The 15,743-nt window shown below is 61.9% G+C and carries 16 protein-coding genes, 1 tRNA gene and 1 pseudogene; 5 read left to right on the forward strand and 13 right to left on the reverse strand.

Annotated elements, in window-relative coordinates; translation table 11 throughout:
- Positions 1 to 142: 142 nt before the first annotated feature.
- The 4 genes from C163_RS19505 to C163_RS19520 all read right to left on the reverse strand — a co-directional run bounded on the left by C163_RS19505 (position 143) and on the right by C163_RS19520 (position 3,848).
- The gene (locus C163_RS19505; protein WP_025340242.1) at positions 143 to 784 is read right to left on the reverse strand and encodes a metalloregulator ArsR/SmtB family transcription factor; all 642 of its coding nucleotides are present in this window, start codon (positions 782 to 784) and stop codon (positions 143 to 145) included.
- On the reverse strand, positions 784 to 1,428 hold the full coding sequence (locus C163_RS19510; RefSeq protein ID WP_025340243.1) for a hypothetical protein: 645 nt from the start codon (positions 1,426 to 1,428) through the stop codon (positions 784 to 786). Before C163_RS19510 ends, C163_RS19505 begins: the two co-directional genes overlap by 1 nt.
- 261 nt (positions 1,429 to 1,689) lie before the next feature.
- Positions 1,690 to 3,327: a malate dehydrogenase (quinone) gene (mqo, locus tag C163_RS19515; protein WP_025340244.1), complete on the reverse strand. Its 1,638-nt coding sequence runs from the start codon at positions 3,325 to 3,327 to the stop codon at positions 1,690 to 1,692.
- Between the two features lie 329 nt (positions 3,328 to 3,656).
- The gene (locus C163_RS19520; protein WP_003254720.1) at positions 3,657 to 3,848 is read right to left on the reverse strand and encodes a YhfL family protein; all 192 of its coding nucleotides are present in this window, start codon (positions 3,846 to 3,848) and stop codon (positions 3,657 to 3,659) included.
- A gap of 257 nt (positions 3,849 to 4,105) precedes the next feature.
- On the opposite strand from C163_RS19520, the gene C163_RS19525 reads away from it, so the two are divergent.
- Positions 4,106 to 4,723, forward strand: a complete 618-nt coding sequence (locus tag C163_RS19525; protein ID WP_025340245.1) for a LysE family transporter — start codon at positions 4,106 to 4,108, stop codon at positions 4,721 to 4,723.
- A 129-nt stretch (positions 4,724 to 4,852) separates the two neighbouring features.
- Here the strand turns inward: C163_RS19525 and C163_RS27760 are convergent, their stop codons facing one another.
- The 3 genes and pseudogenes from C163_RS27760 to C163_RS19535 all read right to left on the reverse strand — a co-directional run bounded on the left by C163_RS27760 (position 4,853) and on the right by C163_RS19535 (position 8,077).
- Positions 4,853 to 5,488 carry a methyl-accepting chemotaxis protein gene (locus C163_RS27760; RefSeq protein ID WP_371257965.1) on the reverse strand — a complete coding sequence of 212 codons (636 nt, stop codon included), beginning with the start codon at positions 5,486 to 5,488 and terminating at the stop codon, positions 4,853 to 4,855.
- A 222-nt stretch (positions 5,489 to 5,710) separates the two neighbouring features.
- Positions 5,711 to 6,757, reverse strand: a pseudogene (locus C163_RS27765) (cache domain-containing protein); the annotation flags it as partial.
- 78 nt (positions 6,758 to 6,835) lie between these two features.
- The gene (locus C163_RS19535) at positions 6,836 to 8,077 is read right to left on the reverse strand and encodes an OprD family porin (RefSeq protein WP_025340247.1); all 1,242 of its coding nucleotides are present in this window, start codon (positions 8,075 to 8,077) and stop codon (positions 6,836 to 6,838) included.
- 296 nt (positions 8,078 to 8,373) lie between these two features.
- Between C163_RS19535 and C163_RS19540 the strand changes: the two genes are divergently transcribed.
- Positions 8,374 to 9,315, forward strand: coding sequence for a LysR family transcriptional regulator (locus C163_RS19540; protein WP_025340248.1), 942 nt, complete (start codon positions 8,374 to 8,376; stop codon positions 9,313 to 9,315).
- Positions 9,316 to 9,387: 72 nt separating this feature from the next.
- On the opposite strand, the gene C163_RS19545 is transcribed toward C163_RS19540, so the two are convergent.
- Positions 9,388 to 10,338, reverse strand: a complete 951-nt coding sequence (locus C163_RS19545) for a DUF979 domain-containing protein (protein ID WP_025340249.1) — start codon at positions 10,336 to 10,338, stop codon at positions 9,388 to 9,390.
- A gap of 4 nt (positions 10,339 to 10,342) precedes the next feature.
- Positions 10,343 to 11,080 carry a DUF969 domain-containing protein gene (locus tag C163_RS19550; RefSeq protein WP_025340250.1) on the reverse strand — a complete coding sequence of 246 codons (738 nt, stop codon included), beginning with the start codon at positions 11,078 to 11,080 and terminating at the stop codon, positions 10,343 to 10,345.
- 474 nt (positions 11,081 to 11,554) lie between these two features.
- Between C163_RS19550 and C163_RS27370 the strand changes: the two genes are divergently transcribed.
- The 3 genes from C163_RS27370 to C163_RS19560 all read left to right on the forward strand — a co-directional run bounded on the left by C163_RS27370 (position 11,555) and on the right by C163_RS19560 (position 12,880).
- Positions 11,555 to 11,698 (forward strand): hypothetical protein, encoded by a 144-nt coding sequence (locus C163_RS27370; RefSeq protein WP_170978869.1) that lies wholly within the window; start codon positions 11,555 to 11,557, stop codon positions 11,696 to 11,698.
- Positions 11,699 to 12,208: 510 nt separating this feature from the next.
- Positions 12,209 to 12,472 carry a hypothetical protein gene (locus C163_RS19555; RefSeq protein ID WP_025340251.1) on the forward strand — a complete coding sequence of 88 codons (264 nt, stop codon included), beginning with the start codon at positions 12,209 to 12,211 and terminating at the stop codon, positions 12,470 to 12,472.
- A gap of 135 nt (positions 12,473 to 12,607) precedes the next feature.
- Positions 12,608 to 12,880, forward strand: a complete 273-nt coding sequence (locus C163_RS19560) for a DUF3077 domain-containing protein (protein WP_025340252.1) — start codon at positions 12,608 to 12,610, stop codon at positions 12,878 to 12,880.
- A gap of 53 nt (positions 12,881 to 12,933) precedes the next feature.
- Here the strand turns inward: C163_RS19560 and C163_RS19565 are convergent.
- From C163_RS19565 to bamC, 4 genes are all read right to left on the reverse strand, one after another.
- A tRNA-Ser gene (locus C163_RS19565) sits at positions 12,934 to 13,023 on the reverse strand.
- Between the two features lie 90 nt (positions 13,024 to 13,113).
- Positions 13,114 to 13,824, reverse strand: coding sequence for a phosphoribosylaminoimidazolesuccinocarboxamide synthase (purC, locus tag C163_RS19570; RefSeq protein WP_004375217.1), 711 nt, complete (start codon positions 13,822 to 13,824; stop codon positions 13,114 to 13,116).
- A gap of 30 nt (positions 13,825 to 13,854) precedes the next feature.
- The gene (locus C163_RS19575; protein ID WP_012273748.1) at positions 13,855 to 14,613 is read right to left on the reverse strand and encodes an MBL fold metallo-hydrolase; all 759 of its coding nucleotides are present in this window, start codon (positions 14,611 to 14,613) and stop codon (positions 13,855 to 13,857) included.
- On the reverse strand, positions 14,614 to 15,735 hold the full coding sequence (bamC, locus tag C163_RS19580; RefSeq protein ID WP_004375223.1) for an outer membrane protein assembly factor BamC: 1,122 nt from the start codon (positions 15,733 to 15,735) through the stop codon (positions 14,614 to 14,616).
- Positions 15,736 to 15,743 lie beyond the last annotated feature (8 nt).

Raw genomic sequence — 15,743 nt, forward strand, 5'->3', positions numbered from 1 at the left:
AGGCTGACACGGTCCTTGTAGGAGCGGCCTTGTGTCGCGAAAGGGGCGCGTAGCGCCCCCAGATTTTCAGCTTCGCCGCTCAAATTGCCGGGGCCGCTTTGCGGCCCTTTCGCGACACGAGGGCACTCTTACACTGACCGCATCAGCCTGCAGGTTTGGAATGGACAGCAGGGTTATTTTTGCCCAGGGCAAACCGGCACACCTGCCCTCCCCTGAGCATGCACTCCTCATGGCTGACCTCGGCCCCACCCAAGGCCCCGATCAGCGCCAGGTCCAGCTCGCACACCACCGGGTGCGCCTTGGCCAGGTGATGGAATACGCAATTGTGCGCAACGATCTGCGGCTCACCCCCCGAGCGGAAGAACACCTGCGCCTCGTACCCGGCATTGTTCATGTGCTCGACGATGCGTGCTTCATCCACCACTTGATGCTCCAGGTCCGCCGCCAGCTTGCGCCCCAGCTGGCGCATCAGCGCCAGCAACGCCTCCTGCCCCAGCAAGCCGGCCACTTCCGCAATCAGCAGGTTGGCCAGCAACGGATACTGCCGCGGGAACAGTTCGCGGGCCTGTTCGGTCAGCTCGTGCAGCTGCTCCGGGCGGCGCCCGGTGGGCCGGGTAGCGCCACGCTTGACCAGGCCGTCGCGCTCCAGAGCCGCCAGGTGCTGGCGCACCGCCGTGCGGGTGATGGCCAGGGCCTGCGCCAGGTCGTCGATGCTCATGCCGGCCGGCTGGAGCAGCAACGCATGGAGCAGGTCCTGTTGGGTACGGCCCAAGCCTTCGAGCATCAGAATTTGTCCGGGAACTGTTTGACCAACGCCGCAGCCAGGGCGTCGGACAGGGTCAGAATATGCTCGCGCATCATCGCCCAGGTGCGCGCCTCGCCCACGTAGTCAGCGGCCGCCAGCTGGTCGATCTGGGCCACGTGGTGCCCGCCGTGGGCGCTGAGCAGCGTCAGCAGGGTCGGCTCGGGCAGGTTCGGGTTGGCCTTGGCCAGGAACGCAGCGATGGCCTTGGCATTGCTGGTCAGCTCATTGACCGCGGCTTGCTGGCCTTTTTTGTCCTTGGCCACGGCGGCGTCGCTGTAGTGCTTGATGGCGCCCCAGTGGCCGGCCAGCAGTTTCAGCAACTGATCGGCGGCGGGCTGGCCGTACAGCGGGGCAATGCTGTTGGCGATCCTGGTGGCGTCGGTAACCACCTCCTTGGCAGCGACTTCAGCCTCCTTGGCGTTGCCGGCCTGGTTGGCGACAGCATAGTTGCGCACCCAGAAGATGTGCTCGACCCAAAGGTCGCGCAGGGCCATGCGCGTGGTCATTGCAGCAGATTCGGCGGGTTTGGCGGCGGGGGTTTCGCTGGAGTAGGAGTAGCTTTGGCTCCATGCCGGCTGGGTACACAGGGCGAGCAGCAGTAAGGCGGCAATCTTGATGTTCATGACGGCACCCTCCTGGAGGGGGATCGACTGACAAGATTAATTTAAGCATCAAAATATGTTTTTATTGGATTCAGCCCAGATTTCAGATCAGTGGTTCTGCTGTACCGGCCTCTTCGCGGGCTTGCCCGCTCCCACAGGTACACCACAGCTTTCGAGAACCGTGATGTACCTGTGGGAGCGGGCGAGCCCGCGAAAGGGCCGGTACAGGCAACAAAAAAGCCACGAGGTCTCCCCCGTGGCTTCTGTCACAACAATGGCCGCTTACAGCGCCATGTCATTCTCAGGCTTGCTTTCGACCGACTGGCTCGGTGCAACCGTGGTGCCGACGCTTTCGTCGATCACCGGTGGCTTCTCGAGCTGCAGCACTTCAGCGGTGTAGTTCCACTCTTTCTGGGTGGCCGCCGCCGAGTCGTTCAGCTTGGTGCCGTAGCTCGGCACGATCTGCTTGATCTTGGCCTGCCACTCAGGGGTAGCGACCTTCTCCTTGAACACGGTTTCCAGCACGTTCAGCATGATCGGTGCCGCAGTCGAAGCACCTGGCGATGCACCCAGCAGGCCGGCGATGGTGCGGTCTTCGGAAGCGACCACTTCGGTGCCCAGCTTCAGCACGCCGCCCTTCTCGGCATCACGCTTGATGATCTGCACGCGCTGACCGGCCTGCCACAGGCGCCAGTCTTCCTTCTTGGCGTTCGGGAAGTAGGTACGCAGGGCTTCGAAGCGGTCGTCGTCAGACAGCATCAGCTGGCCAGCGAGGTATTCCACCAGCGGATACTGATCGATGCCTACCTTGGTCATCGGCCACACGTTGTGGGTGGTGGTGCTGCTCAGCAGGTCCAGGTACGAGCCGTTCTTCAGGAACTTGGTCGAGAAGGTGGCGAATGGGCCGAACAGGATCACGCGCTTGCCATCCAGCACGCGGGTGTCCAGGTGCGGAACCGACATGGGTGGCGCACCGGTCGAGGCGATGCCGTAGGCCTTGGCCATGTGCTGCATGGCCACGGTCGGGTTCTCGGTCACCAGGAACGAGCCGCCCACCGGGAAGCCTGCGTATTCCTTGGCTTCAGGAATGCCCGACTTCTGCAGCAGCTTCAGCGCGCCGCCGCCGGCACCGATGAACAGGAACTTGGCGTCGGTGGCCGATTCGCTACCGTCCTTCAGGTTCTTGTACTCGACGTGCCACGAGCCGTCCTTGTTGCGGGTGATGTCCTGCACTTCGCTGGACAGCTTCAGGTCGAAGTTTTCCTGGGTTTTCAGGTGGCCGACGAACTGGCGGGTGATCTCGCCGAAGTTGACGTCGGTGCCGATTGGCGTCCAGGTCACGGCCAGCTTCTGGTTAGGGTCGCGGCCTTCCATCATCAGCGGGACCCACTTGGCGATCTGCGCGTGGTCCTCGGAGTACTGCATCGGGCGGAACAGCGGGCTGGCCTGCAGTGCGTCGTAACGCTTCTTCAGGAACTTGATGTTGTCATCGCCCCACACGAAGCTCATGTGCGGCGTGGTGTTGATGAACGAGTGCGGGTTCTTCAGCACGCCCTGGCGGACCTGCCACGACCAGAACTGGCGGGAGATCTGGAAGGCCTCGTTGATTTCGATGGCCTTGGTGATGTTGACGTTGCCGTCCTTGTCTTCCGGGGTGTAGTTCAGCTCGGCCAGCGCGGAGTGGCCGGTACCGGCGTTGTTCCAGCCGTTGGAGCTTTCTTCAGCCACGCCATCCAGGCGCTCGACCATTTCCATCGACCAGCTTGGCTCCAGCTCGTGCAACCACACGGCCAGGGTCGAGCTCATGATGCCGCCGCCGACCAGCAGCACATCTACTTTCTTGGTTTCTGCGGCGTGCGCTTGCATGACGCTTGCAGCGACAGCCAGACCCAGCAAGGTCTTGCCAGCTTTCTTGAACATTGATCGATTCCAGTCAGGAGAACAGGGGGCGGGCCTGTGGCTGGCCCAGGTAAAGCATGTTCTGCAGCGCAGGCTTGTTGTTGATCATTGTTCAGCAGCCAGAGAACCAGAAAACGACTCGGCCTTTTGTCGAATTGACCGACAAGGCTGAATCGTTTTTCCGATTGTAGCTTAAATGCCAGCACAAACAAATTGCCACCCGGAGCGTCAAGGCGACGGGTTGCCTCAGTGGCAGATTGTCACGCGGAAAAACAAAAACCCCCAATCACGTAAAATGACCGGGGGCCTTGGATCACGCCGCAAGCGTCGCGATCAGGGTACCGCCAAGATTACTGCTGCTGAGGCAGTTTATCGATCGGGCCGCAGCCACCGATGATCTTGGAGATGGAAACCGAAGGGTGGAACAGGTAGTCGTAGGTGCAGTTTTTCGGCTGGTTGTAAACCTGGCCAGTGCAACCCGACAGCAGGGCAACACCCGAAACGACAGCAACGGCTACGGTAGCCTTGAACAGCTTTTTCATACTAAGTCCTTTAAATGAATCATCTTCGGCCATCATTCTGATGGCGGCGGGATGATACAGAACCCAGGCATTGGATCCAAGCCGCAAAGTGCACTGGCTGGTTGCACGTGTGCAACAACAAGTTGCCCTTGTAGGAAATTTCTCGCACTTCTGAAAATTCAGAGCTTGTTTCCAATTTCCTGGTAGACGGTTGAAAAGCGGGCCGGTGGCGACGATAGTCTTGAGCTCTGCCTACGCACCACCAACAGGAGTTCCCCATGCTCGGCGTCACCGACTACGGCGCGTTCGTCATCGCCTTCATCATCGTCCTGGCCATCCCCGGCCCGGGCAACTTCGCCCTGATCACCGCCACCGGCAAGGGCGGGATCAAGGCCGGCATGGCCGCGACCTGCGGGGTGATCCTGGGTGACCAGGTGCTGCTGTGGCTGGCGGTGGCTGGCGTTGCCACCCTGTTGGCGGCCTACCCTGCCGCCTTCCACGTGGTGCAGTGGGCCGGTGCTGCGTACCTAGCCTACCTGGGCCTGCGCATGCTGCTGAGCAAACCCGGAGGCGCGCCGCGGGCCAGCCGCATGGACAACGGCCAGTACCTGCGCCAGACCATGATGATCACCCTGCTCAACCCCAAGGCGATCATGTTCTACATGGCGTTCTTCCCGCTGTTCGTCGACCCGGTGAAGCACCAGGGGCTGGTGACCTTCGGCTTCCTCGCGGCGACAGTGGCGGTGGTGACGTTCCTGTACGGGTTGATTGCGGTGGTGCTGACGCACCAGTTGGCCGAACGCATGCGCGCCAATCCACGGATTGCCAATATGTTCGAGCGGTTGGCGGGGGCTTGCCTGGTGGGGTTTGGCATCAAACTGGCGGCAATGCGCTGAAGGCCCTGGGGGGCGCTTTGCGCCCCTTTCGCGACGCAAGGCCGCTCCCACAGGGTGGATGACTGCCTCCCTAGTACTGCGCTGAACCTGTGGGAGCGGGCATGCCCGCGAAGAGGCCGGCCCAGGCAATCAGATACGGAAGCTGCCCACCAGTTCGCGCAGACGCTGTGCCTGAGCTTCGAGGTCGGCACAGGCTCGCAGGGTGGCCTGCAGGTTCTCTACACCCTCCTGGTTGAGCATGGTGATTTCGGTAACCTCACGGTTGACCATATCCACCACCGAGGTCTGCTCCTCTGTGGCGGCGGCGACCGACTGGTTCATGCCATCGATTTCACCGATCCGCCCGGTCACAGCCAGCAGCCGCTCGCCCGCCTGGTTGGCGATCTGCACGCTCTCGACACTGCGTTGCCGGCTTTCGGCCATGGTGTCGACCGCGGTGCGGGAACCGACCTGCAGCTCCTCGATCATTCGGTGGATTTCCTGCGCGGAGGTCTGGGTACGATGCGCCAGGTTGCGAACCTCATCGGCAACCACAGCGAACCCGCGTCCGGCCTCCCCGGCCCTCGCCGCCTCGATGGCGGCGTTGAGTGCCAGCAGGTTGGTCTGTTCGGAAATGCCCTTGATGACGTCGAGGATCTGCCCGATGTTGGCGGTCTTGCCATTGAGCGCTTCGATATGCCCGCGCGAACCCTCGATGCTCGCCGACAGGTCGTTCATCGCGGCAATGGTACGCGCGACCACCAGGCGCGCCTCATCCGACTGCACCCGGGCGTCCGAGGCCCTGGACGAGGCATCCGCGGCGTTATGGGCGATTTCCTGGGCCGCGGCCCCCAGCTCCTCGATGGCAGTGGCAACGCTGTTGGTACGGGCCGCCTGGCCGTCGGACTTGGTCAACGAAGAGTTGGAGGCCTCCAGTACTTGCCGGGCGACCTCGCCGAGGCTGGAGGTGGCAGTGGCTACCTCGCAGATCGAGGTATGTATCCGCTCGACGAAACGGTTGAAGGCGCCAGCCAGCCGACCGAACTCGTCGTTGCTGCGGACGGCAAGACGCCGGGTCAGGTCACCCTCGCCATCGGCGATATCCTGCATCGCACAGTCCATGGCACGCAGCGGCCTCATCAGCAGGCGAATCCAAATGCCCAGCAGCAACAGGGTGATGAGCACGGCAACCAGCGTGGCGACGACCGCGGAAACGCGGAAGTCGGTCAGCGCGGCATAGGCCTTGCTCTTGTCCAGCGAGAGCCCGACATACCACTTCACCGAGGGCAGCCCCTGTACTGGCACGAAACCGACCAGACGGGTGGCGCCATTTTCCGCCACTTCGCTGAAACCGCCGTCGAGGGATGGCGAACCTGCCGGGAATAGCTCGGCGAGACTTTTGCTTACCCATTGCTTGTCCGGGTGGACAAGGATCTTGCCGTCGGCGCTGACCAGGAAGGCATAGCCCACGCCATCGAAGTCCTGCGCGTTGATCATCTGCGCCATCCTGTCCAGGTTCAGGTTGACGCCCAGCACACCCAGCGTCCGGTCGCCGGCGCGGATCGGCGCGGCCTGGGTGATCACCAGGTAATCTGTACCGGCACCTATATAGGGTGTGGTAAGAGCCGGACCGCTCTTCAGCGCGTCCTGATACCAGGAGCGCTGTCGGGCATCGTAGCCATCGGGCATGGTCCGCGGCGGATAGATGGCAAACTCGCCGCTCTCCCGCCCGACGTAGCTCGCCACGAAAGTGTCAGTCAGCGCCGGCGACTTGAGCAGGGCCAGCACACGCTCCCGCGAGTCGTCCACCGCTATCGCCTGGGCCATACCCAGCGTAAGCAGCAGCCGCCCCGACAGCCAGCTCTGAATGTTCAGCGCCAGTACCTCGCCAATGTTGCGCAAGCTGTGTTCGACCTCGTTGCGGATCTCATTGCGCTGGCGGTAATCGTTGTAGCCGGCGAACACGACGAAAACGAGGATGATCACCGCAGAGGCAGCCAGCAGGATCTTCTGGCTGAACTTCATCGGCAGGGTCATGGCGTATCGACTCCTCATGAGAAAACGCGATGTGGCAGATAATGGCGATCCCGGTCGGAACGGCCGGGCATGCCCGCTTGCCGGGCAGAGCCCGCGCTACCAGAGGGCCAGGCTGTAGCTGAGGATCAGGCGGTTCTCATCCAGGTCGTTGCCGAAATTCGAACGCACCGTGGCATTGCGCCACTTGATGCCGACGTTGCGCAACGGGCCGCTCTGGATGACGTAGCCAATGTCCATGTTGCGCTCCCATTCCTTGCCCGAGTTGCTGCTGCCGACCAGTACGTTGTCGCCGGAGATATAGCGGGTCATGAAGGTCAGCCCCGGAACACCGAGGGAAGCGAAATCGTAGTCGTAGCGCAGCTGCCAGGAGCGCTCCTGGGTGTTGCCGAAATCGTTGATCTGCACGAAGTTGACCAGGTACGGGTCGCTGTTGGCGATGTACGGGAAGGGGTCGTCGCCGTCCATGCGCTGGTAGGCAGCGCCAAAGGCGTGACCAGCCACGGCGTAGGTCACCATGGCGCCCAGCGCCTTGTTGTCCAGGTCACGGAAGTTGCCGTCCTCGGTACTGCGGGCATAGCGCAGGTCGAGCTTGAGCGAACGCTTGTCGGCCAGCGGCAGCAGGTACTGCAAGCCGCCGTAGTATTGCTTGTAGATGTCTTCGAGGTTGCCGTAGTGCAGGCTGGTGGTGAGTTGCTGGGTCAGCCGGTAGTCGCCGCCGGCAAACACGAACGAATCGCTGGTACCACCGATGCGGTTGGCGGACATCTCGACGAAGTCGGATGAGCTGTTGAACTTGATCCGGTCGATCTTGCCGCCCTGCAGGGTCAGGTTGTCGACATCCTGCGAGGTAACCATTGCCCCGCGGAAGGTACCGGGCAGCAACCGCGTGTCGTTGTTCGACACCACCGGGCTGCGGAACGCCAGCGTGCCGATACGCGCAACCGACTTGCCAACCCTGGCCTTGGCGGTCAGGCCGAGCTTGGAGTACTCATCCTGCGAACCACGCCCATGGGCCGAACCGAGATCAGCCGGGAGCAGCCCCGTACCGCCGGTACCATCGCCCCCGTCAAGCTTCACTCCAAGCATGCCCAGCGCGTCGAGACCGACACCGATGGTGCCCGGGGTGTAACCCGACTCGAATCGGAACATGAACCCTTGCGCCCACTCCTCAGCCTTGTCGCGCTGGCTGGTTGGCGGCCCATTACGGAAGTCACGATTGAAGTAGAAATTGCGCAAATCCAGGCTGGCCTTGCTGTCGGCGAAGAAGTCAGCGTGGGCGAGGCCCGGCAAGGCACTGCCTGTGATCAATATGCCGGCGAGGCGCTTCAAGGGAGTCATGCGGTGTGGTCTCCTGGCTCCAGGACGCGCGGCAAGGGGCGTTTGCCTGCCTGGCTGGGCGCATTCCGGATACTGTTCTTGTGATTGTTTTTCGCTTGCTGGTTTCCCGGCCGCCGGGCGATTATTTGGAGGTAGCCTTTTGCCGTCCAACGAGAAAATCCGGCCGCATGCCATAAAAATTTTCCGTTGTCCCCGCACTCGCCAGATGCGTGAGGCTGGCGCACCACTTGATTCCCACGCCAAAACGTTTTTCTCTGGATGCGACACAGCGGCCAGGCGCCGGAGGGCTATTTCCCGTGAACATGCGTTTTCTAGAAACCTTCGTCTGGGTCGCCCGGCTGAAGAGTTTCCGTCTCACCGCCGAGAAGCTGTTCAGCACTCAGGCCTCGATCTCCAGCCGCATCGCCGCGCTGGAAGACGAGCTGGGCGCACGCCTGTTCCTGAGGGATTCCAAAGGCGTCACCCTGACGCCCGAAGGGCAGCGGGTACTCGAATACGCCGAGCACATGATGGATACGCTGCAGGCACTGAAGCGGTCGATCAGCAATGCCGGCAACGTGAAGGGGCTGGTACGGCTGGGCGCGATGGACTCGGTGATCCACACCTGGCTGAGCCTGCTCGTGACGCAGCTGATGGAGCGCTATCCGGGCGTGGAGATCGAGCTGACTGCCGACACCGCGCGCAATCTCAACGAACAACTGCACAAGGGTTATCTGGACCTGGTGTTCCAGACGGACGTAGTGCGCGGCGATACCCTGCGCAACCAGGCGCTGGCCCATTATCCGGTGGAGTGGATCGTCTCCACCAACTCGCTCTACCACCGTACCTACAACTCACTGGAAGAACTCACCCGGGAGCGTGTGGTGACCTTCTCGAAGAACTCGCGGCCGCATCAGGACATCCTCAACCTGCTGCACACCAGCAACATCGCCAACCCACGCATCAACTGCGTGAACTCGGTAGCGGCCATGACACGGCTGATTCGCGACGGCTTCGGCATCGGCGCCCTGCCCGCTTCGCTGGTCGCCGAGGAGCTGGAGCAGGGCAGGATGACGGTGCTGGAGAATGTACCCAAACCGGCGGCGATGGAAATCATCGCCACCTGGCGCAGCGGGGTCGGGCTGGGGCTGGTGGAGCAGGTCGTGCGCCTGGCCCAGGAGGTCGTCCAGCAATATGCCGAGCAAATGGGCCCGCATCGCGTGACACTCGCCCACACGGGCGAGGTAGCGAATCTGTAGCAGGCCACTGTGCCAAAACGAACAAGCCCTGCTGGTGCAGGGCTTGCTCGTTTTCATACCTGCGGCAATGCGCTACATCAGCACGTACAGCAGCACCACGTTGCAGGCGAGCACCATCAGGGCCGTAGGTACCTGGGCCTTGATCACCGCGTTTCGGTCAGGCAGGTTCAGCAATGCCGCCGGTATGATGTTGTAATTCGCGGCCATGGGCGTCATCAGCGTGCCACAGTAGCCGGAGAACATGCCGATCGCCGCGACTACCGCCGGGTTGCCGCTGAAGTGGCCTATCAGCACCGGCACACCGACACCACCGGCCATCACTGGGAAAGCCGCAAAACCATTGCCCATGATCACGGTGAACAGCGCCATGCCGAGCACGTACACCAGTACCGCGACCAACTTGAAGTCCATGTCGATATAAGCGGTGGCGACATGGGCAACGGCTTTGCCGACGCCAGCATCGTTGAACAACAGGCCGAGCATGGCCAGCAGTTGCGGCAATACCAATGCCCAGCCCAGCGCCTCGGTCAGGCGTCGCGACTCGCGCAGCCCCTGCACGGGGCCTTCCCGGACCATCCAGCAAGCCATGCAGAAGGCGACCAGGCTACCAATCCCCAGTGAAACGAAAGTGATGTTCTTCGGGTCCAGCAACGGCACGCCAGCGATCGAGAAGTCCTTGCCGACCAGGGTGCCGAATACGGTGACGACCGGAATGGCCAGTGCCGGGATAAACAGTCGGCTGCCCAGCCGCCGCGCGCTGGCCTGGCGCTTCTCGGCGGCGAGTTCGTCATAGCGCCCCAGGCCGACGCCGCCGAATCCGGCGATCAGCGCCATGAGCAGAACGCCTGCGCCCACCAGCACCGGCGGCAACTGGTCGCCCACCAGGAAGGCCAGGGCAAACAGGCTCCAGAACAGGCCGGTGCTCCAGCGCTTGCCATGTTGCTTGTCGGCAAAGGTCATTGCCGCGGTGATGGCCAGAACGAAGCCCGCCAGCCAGTACAGGTATTGAATCGAAAGGATCATGGCATCACTCCTGGATCGCGGCCAGCGACTGCGGTTGCATCTGTGCGGGGGATTGCGACTGTAGCCGGCGCTCCAGGCGGGTATTGAATCGGTGTATACGCGCGGCATGGATGAGGAAGGCGCAGATCGCCGTGGGGATACCCCAGAGCGCAATATGAATCGGCTCCACATCGATGCCGTTGCCGATCAGGAAGGTATGCATCAGGGCGATGGCACCAAAGGCAACGAAGATGTCCTCGCCGAAGAACAACCCTACGTTATCGGTCGAAGCGCAGAAGGCGTGGAGCTTGTGGCGCAGGTCGTCAGGCAGCTTGCCGTAGCGGTTCTCCACCGCACCCTCGGCCATCGGCGCCAGTAATGGGCGCACCATCTGAGCATGCCCGCCCAGGCTGGTGAGCCCCACCGCCGCGGTCATTTCCCGGACAAACAAATAGAGCACCAGCAGGCGCCCGGCGGTAGCGGTCTGGATACGCGAGATCCAGTTCTGCGCGTGCTCGCGCAAGCCATGCCGCTCGAGCATGCCAATGACTGCCAGAGGCAGGAGGATGATCAAGGGAAGCATGCGGGTCTTGATGAAGCCATTACCGATGGAGGCCAGGATCGTCTCCACCGGCATGGCAGCGGCAAGGCCGGTCACCACGGCGGAAAGTACGACTACCAGCATCGGGTTGAAACGCAGGATGAAGCCGATGACGATCACAAGGACGCCAAGCAGCGGCCAGAGACTGACTGCAGTTTGCATAGGGAACTCCCGTGCGCCGAGTCGACCAAGGCAGAGTGGCCGCGCGGCGGGTGGGAAGCGTAGAAGCTTCCCTTTCTTGTTTAGGTGGACGCCGAAAGGCGCTTGTTGTTGTTCTACTGACTCGACGCCCATGTCGGCACGGGGTGCTGTACAGGGCAACCGTCCAACCGTTCAGGATCACGCTTGGCCGGTTGGCGTACTTAACGAAAGACACGCCCAGGTCGTCCAACAAATAAAAGTGTTCACCCGCGATATGGAACCCCGGGGGTTGGGTGATCAGCGGTATTTTCGAACGGCTTTCAAATAGATTTTATTCAGCCTTTACGCCACCCGACAGAAAATCAACAACAACTTGATCAGCAAAGCCGATAGTCTCTCATGACTTGGAAAGTCGGTAATTTCGAGTGGCAATACCTTGCCCCAAGAAGCTCCGCTTGCCCTCTGCTTTAAAAGCCATCTTGCAGGACAGAGCCTATGGAAAGCCCAGATATCGCATTATTCATACTGGCATTGATTGCTATTACAGGGACACTTATCAGTTTGTTCGAGCACCGCACCATCAAGCCAGGAAAGCCTCAAATGAAGAGCAAGGCCACCAAACTTCAGCAGCGGCCTTGAAGAACTTACCCCCCTGCTGATATCACTACCTTGGCGTCCTCGCAACACTATGTTCGAGTGGTTGGCAGCGATGCGCCGAGGGGCGCTTTGCGCCCCTTTCGCGACGCAAGGCCGCTCCTACAAGCGATCGCACCAGGCTGGACCTGTGCGCAATCCCCTGTAGGAGCGGCCTTGTGTCGCGATGGGCCGCAAAGCGGCCCCCGGTCCTACAGCTGAAACTCAGAATTATCCCCTTCCCTGTAGGCCATTTCCCAAACATACTGCCAACCCGCTCAAACTGTTGCGACGGATTGGGTCGCGCTCTAGTCTCGGCTTGTCGTTGTCAACTCAACGACCGGCTTTGACAGGCCGACAACTTCTCCGTGCACGTACACCCGTTATGGCGGCAGTACGTGGGGCACCTCGTGTGCGCCGAGTCTCCGGAGTCCTCGGTCTGTCAACCCGCGTACCGCTGCCACCCTCTTGTTTGACAGCAAGTCCGTAGCAGCTCGACTGACTCTGGAGCTAACTATGCGCAAGATGGTCCCCGATCCACCCCACTCCCTCGATTCCACCCAGGCTCTGCAAGACACCCTGGTCCAGTCCTCAGAGTACGTACTCTGCGCCCTGTTCGTGGCCCGCCAATCCGTGCAACTCAAACCCACGGCCCCGAGTTCGATCGTGATGCAGGCCGTGATCCATGAAATGGAGGCGGTACAGGGCCTGGTCGAGTCGGCATTGATGCAATTGCAGATGCAGGCCCATTTACCGGCTGAGCCACGAACTTTGCACTAGCAGGCCTGGCCTCTTCGCGGGCACGCCCGCTCCCACAAGGGTAATCATTGCCCTCAAGTACTGCACAGTACCTGTGGGAGCGGGCGCGCCCGCGAAGAGGCCGGCCCAGACACCCAAGATTCCAGGGAGAAAACAATGCCCACCGACGACACAAAGCAACCCACCACAGTCGGCAAGACCTGCTTCTACCAAGGCGAAAACAACACCCACCCGCTGTTCCGCATCGAACCCGGCATCCCCTGCCAGGACGCCCGCGAACAAGCATCCGAACTGATGGGCTACGTCCGCGACCTGATCATCACCGGTTTGATGGATGGCGACCAGAAGCTGATCTGGGCCTCGCATTACCTGAGTGCGATGGCCAAGGCGCTGCTGGATGATGCTGAATTGGGGATGATGAAAAAATAAGGCACAACGAAAAAGCCCCTGGGAACTTTCGTTCCCAGGGGCTTTATCTTGTATGGCGGAGAGATAGGGATTTGAACCCTAGGTACTGTTGCCAGTACAACGGATTTCGAATCCGTCCCGTTCGACCACTCCGGCATCTCTCCAATGCCGCGCATCATACCAGCGTTCTTCTAAAACGCAAACCTTTTTTAAAAAAAATCGCGTGGTATCAGGCGCTTGCGTGAACGTGCCGCTTACAGCGGCACGCCCAGGCGCTTGGCAACTTCTTCGTAGGCTTCGATCACGTCGCCCAGGCCCTGGCGGAAGCGGTCCTTGTCCATTTTCTTGCGGGTCTCTTTGTCCCACAGGCGGCAGCCGTCCGGGCTGAACTCGTCGCCCAGCACGATCTGGCCGTGGAATACGCCGAACTCCAGCTTGAAGTCGACCAGCAGCAGGCCGGCGTCATCGAACAGCTTGCTCAGCACTTCGTTGACCTTCAGCGACAGCTTTTTCATTTCGGCCAATTGCTCGGCGGTGCCCCAGCCGAACGCGACAACGTGGGATTCGTTGATGAAGGGGTCGCCCTTCTCGTCGTTCTTCAGGAACAGCTCGAAGGTGGACGGCTCCAGCTTGATGCCCTCCTCCACGCCCAGGCGCTTGACCAGGCTGCCGGCGGCGTAGTTGCGCACCACGCACTCGACCGGGATCATGTCCAGCTTCTTCACCAGGCACTCGTTGTCGCCCAGCAGCTTGTCGAACTGGGTCGGCACGCCGGCTTCTTCCAGTTTCTGCATGATGAAGGCGTTGAACTTGTTGTTCACCATGCCTTTGCGGTCGAGCTGTTCGATACGCTTGCCGTCGAACGCCGAAGTGTCGTTACGGAACAGCAGGATCAAGCGGTCGGCGTCGTCGGTCTTGTAAACCGATTTGGCCTTGCCGCGGTAGAGTTCGTCGCGTTTTTCCATGATTGGGCTCCGCTTGCTTGAGGTGTTGGGCTAGGCGATTTCGCGCCAGTCGAGCCCGTGTTCCTGATTCGCCACCTGGAGCCAGTCCGGGTCGCACCCAAGGGTGTCGACGAAGCACTGGCGAGCCAAGTGTGGCAGGTTGTTCTTGCTGCTGAGGTGGGCCAGCACCAGGTGTTGCAGGTTGCTCCAGCCCAACTCGTGCACCAGGCGCGCGGCCTGGTGATTGTTCAAATGCCCTTGCATGCCACCCACCCGCTGCTTCAGGAAGGCCGGGTAGTGACCGCGTGCCAGCAGGTCGCGGCAGTGGTTGGCCTCGATCAGCAGTGCATCCAGGCCCTGATAACGCTCCAGCAGCAGCGCGTCGTACGAGCCCAGGTCGGTCAGCATGCCGAAGCGCCGCTGGCCGTCGCTGACCACGTACTGCAGCGGCTCGTAGGCGTCGTGCTCGACCCGCGCCGCGGTCACTTCCAGGCTGCCGATACGCAGGCTTTCGCCACAAGCGAGAAAACCGGCCACCTCCACCGGCTTGCGCATGCCGCGCAAGGTCCCCTGGCTGAGGTAGACCGGTACATTGTAGCGCCGTGACAGCAAGCCGACCCCATGCACGTGGTCGGCATGTTCGTGGGTGACCAGTACCGCACTGAGCTGGGCCGCCGACACGCCGAGCAGCGCCAGGCGCCGCTCGGTCTCGCGCAGGGAAAACCCGCAATCGACCAGGATGAACGTGTCACCACTGGCGATCAGCGTGCCGTTTCCCTGGCTGCCGCTTCCGAGTACCGCGAAGCGCACTTAGCCCAGGTGGTCCTGAATGGCGCTCAGCACGCGGCGGGCGACATCGGCCGGGGCCACGGTGTTGATGTTCTTCTCGACCGTGACCTGCACGCTCTCACCCACCTTGCTCAGGCGAACCTGGTAGCGCTCGGCACGGGCTTCACGCTCTTCCTTGGTCGGCTCGCTGCCGAACATGCGGCCGAAGAAGCCAGGCTGGTTCTGCTTGTCTTCAGGCTTTTCAGACAGGTTGATGTAGTACAGGCCCAGGCTGCGGTTGATGTCCTCGACACGCCACTCGCCACCCTGCTCCAGGGCACGGCCCACGCTGGACCAGGCGCGGTCCAGGTCGGCGCCCAGGTACAGCACCGGGTTGCCGCTGCCGTCTTCGCTCAGGCTGACGCGGCTTGGCGCGTCGAAATCGCGCGCGGCCAGCAGCGATACCGAACCGCCCTTCTCGGCGCTGCGGTTCATGCTGGCAAGCATTTCGTCGACCAGCAGGGCATCGGCACCGGTGTTGCTGGAGGTGGACGGGAAATCGGGCTCGGCAGTGCTGCCAGCCGGGCGCTCGACGCTGACCACATACACCTCGGAGGTGTTGCGCTGCACGCCAGGCTCCATGCGTACACGCACGCGCACTTCGCTGTCAGCGCTGCTGGCAGTGCTGGCCAGGCGCTGGCCGAGCGAAGCCGACAGTTCGTCGAAACGCTGCCAGGTGGTGTTGAATTCACCGGTCTGCGGGCGCTCTTCGGCGATGCGGAAGCCGTTGTCCTCGAAGAACTGGCGAGCCACCGGCCATACCTCGGCCGGCGAATGCTGGGCCAGCACCCAACGGCTGCTGCCGCTGCGCTGCAGGCTGTAGTCGGTAACCTGGGCGGCGCCACCGGTCATCGGTTGCGGGCGCGGCACCTCGAACTCGCCGGTTGCGCTGTCGTCGGCGACGTTGCGCGGGATCGGCAGCAGCGGGTCAAGGCGCTTGACGTTGCTGGCGTCCGGCGGCAGCTGCATCGGCGCAGTCGGGCGCGCCTGCAGGTAATCGCTGCCGCGGTCGCGGAAATAGCCATCCTCGCCCCACAGCCAGCCACACCCACTGGTGCTGGAGATGATCAGGGCAAGGGCGGAAAGACCAGCCAGTCGCTTCATGCGGTGTA

The sequence above is a fragment of the Pseudomonas sp. FGI182 genome, from assembly GCF_000511325.1.
GTDB lineage: Bacteria > Pseudomonadota > Gammaproteobacteria > Pseudomonadales > Pseudomonadaceae > Aquipseudomonas > Aquipseudomonas putida_Z.

What these genes read in the sequence shown, in the direction of transcription:
- mqo (WP_025340244.1), bottom strand. Translation starts at nt 3,327, where the DNA reads ATGTTCAAGAAAGCTGGCAAGACCTTGCTGGGTCTGGCTGTCGCTGCA.
- C163_RS19505 (WP_025340242.1), bottom strand. Translation starts at nt 784, where the DNA reads ATGCTCGAAGGCTTGGGCCGTACCCAACAGGACCTGCTCCATGCGTTG.
- C163_RS19520 (WP_003254720.1), bottom strand. Translation starts at nt 3,848, where the DNA reads ATGAAAAAGCTGTTCAAGGCTACCGTAGCCGTTGCTGTCGTTTCGGGT.
- C163_RS19510 (WP_025340243.1), bottom strand. Translation starts at nt 1,428, where the DNA reads ATGAACATCAAGATTGCCGCCTTACTGCTGCTCGCCCTGTGTACCCAG.
- C163_RS19545 (WP_025340249.1), bottom strand. Translation starts at nt 10,338, where the DNA reads ATGATCCTTTCGATTCAATACCTGTACTGGCTGGCGGGCTTCGTTCTG.
- C163_RS19560 (WP_025340252.1), top strand. Translation starts at nt 12,608, where the DNA reads ATGCCCACCGACGACACAAAGCAACCCACCACAGTCGGCAAGACCTGC.
- C163_RS19550 (WP_025340250.1), bottom strand. Translation starts at nt 11,080, where the DNA reads ATGCAAACTGCAGTCAGTCTCTGGCCGCTGCTTGGCGTCCTTGTGATC.
- C163_RS19535 (WP_025340247.1), bottom strand. Translation starts at nt 8,077, where the DNA reads ATGACTCCCTTGAAGCGCCTCGCCGGCATATTGATCACAGGCAGTGCC.
- C163_RS19555 (WP_025340251.1), top strand. Translation starts at nt 12,209, where the DNA reads ATGCGCAAGATGGTCCCCGATCCACCCCACTCCCTCGATTCCACCCAG.
- C163_RS19525 (WP_025340245.1), top strand. Translation starts at nt 4,106, where the DNA reads ATGCTCGGCGTCACCGACTACGGCGCGTTCGTCATCGCCTTCATCATC.
- C163_RS27370 (WP_170978869.1), top strand. Translation starts at nt 11,555, where the DNA reads ATGGAAAGCCCAGATATCGCATTATTCATACTGGCATTGATTGCTATT.
- bamC (WP_004375223.1), bottom strand. Translation starts at nt 15,735, where the DNA reads ATGAAGCGACTGGCTGGTCTTTCCGCCCTTGCCCTGATCATCTCCAGC.
- purC (WP_004375217.1), bottom strand. Translation starts at nt 13,824, where the DNA reads ATGGAAAAACGCGACGAACTCTACCGCGGCAAGGCCAAATCGGTTTAC.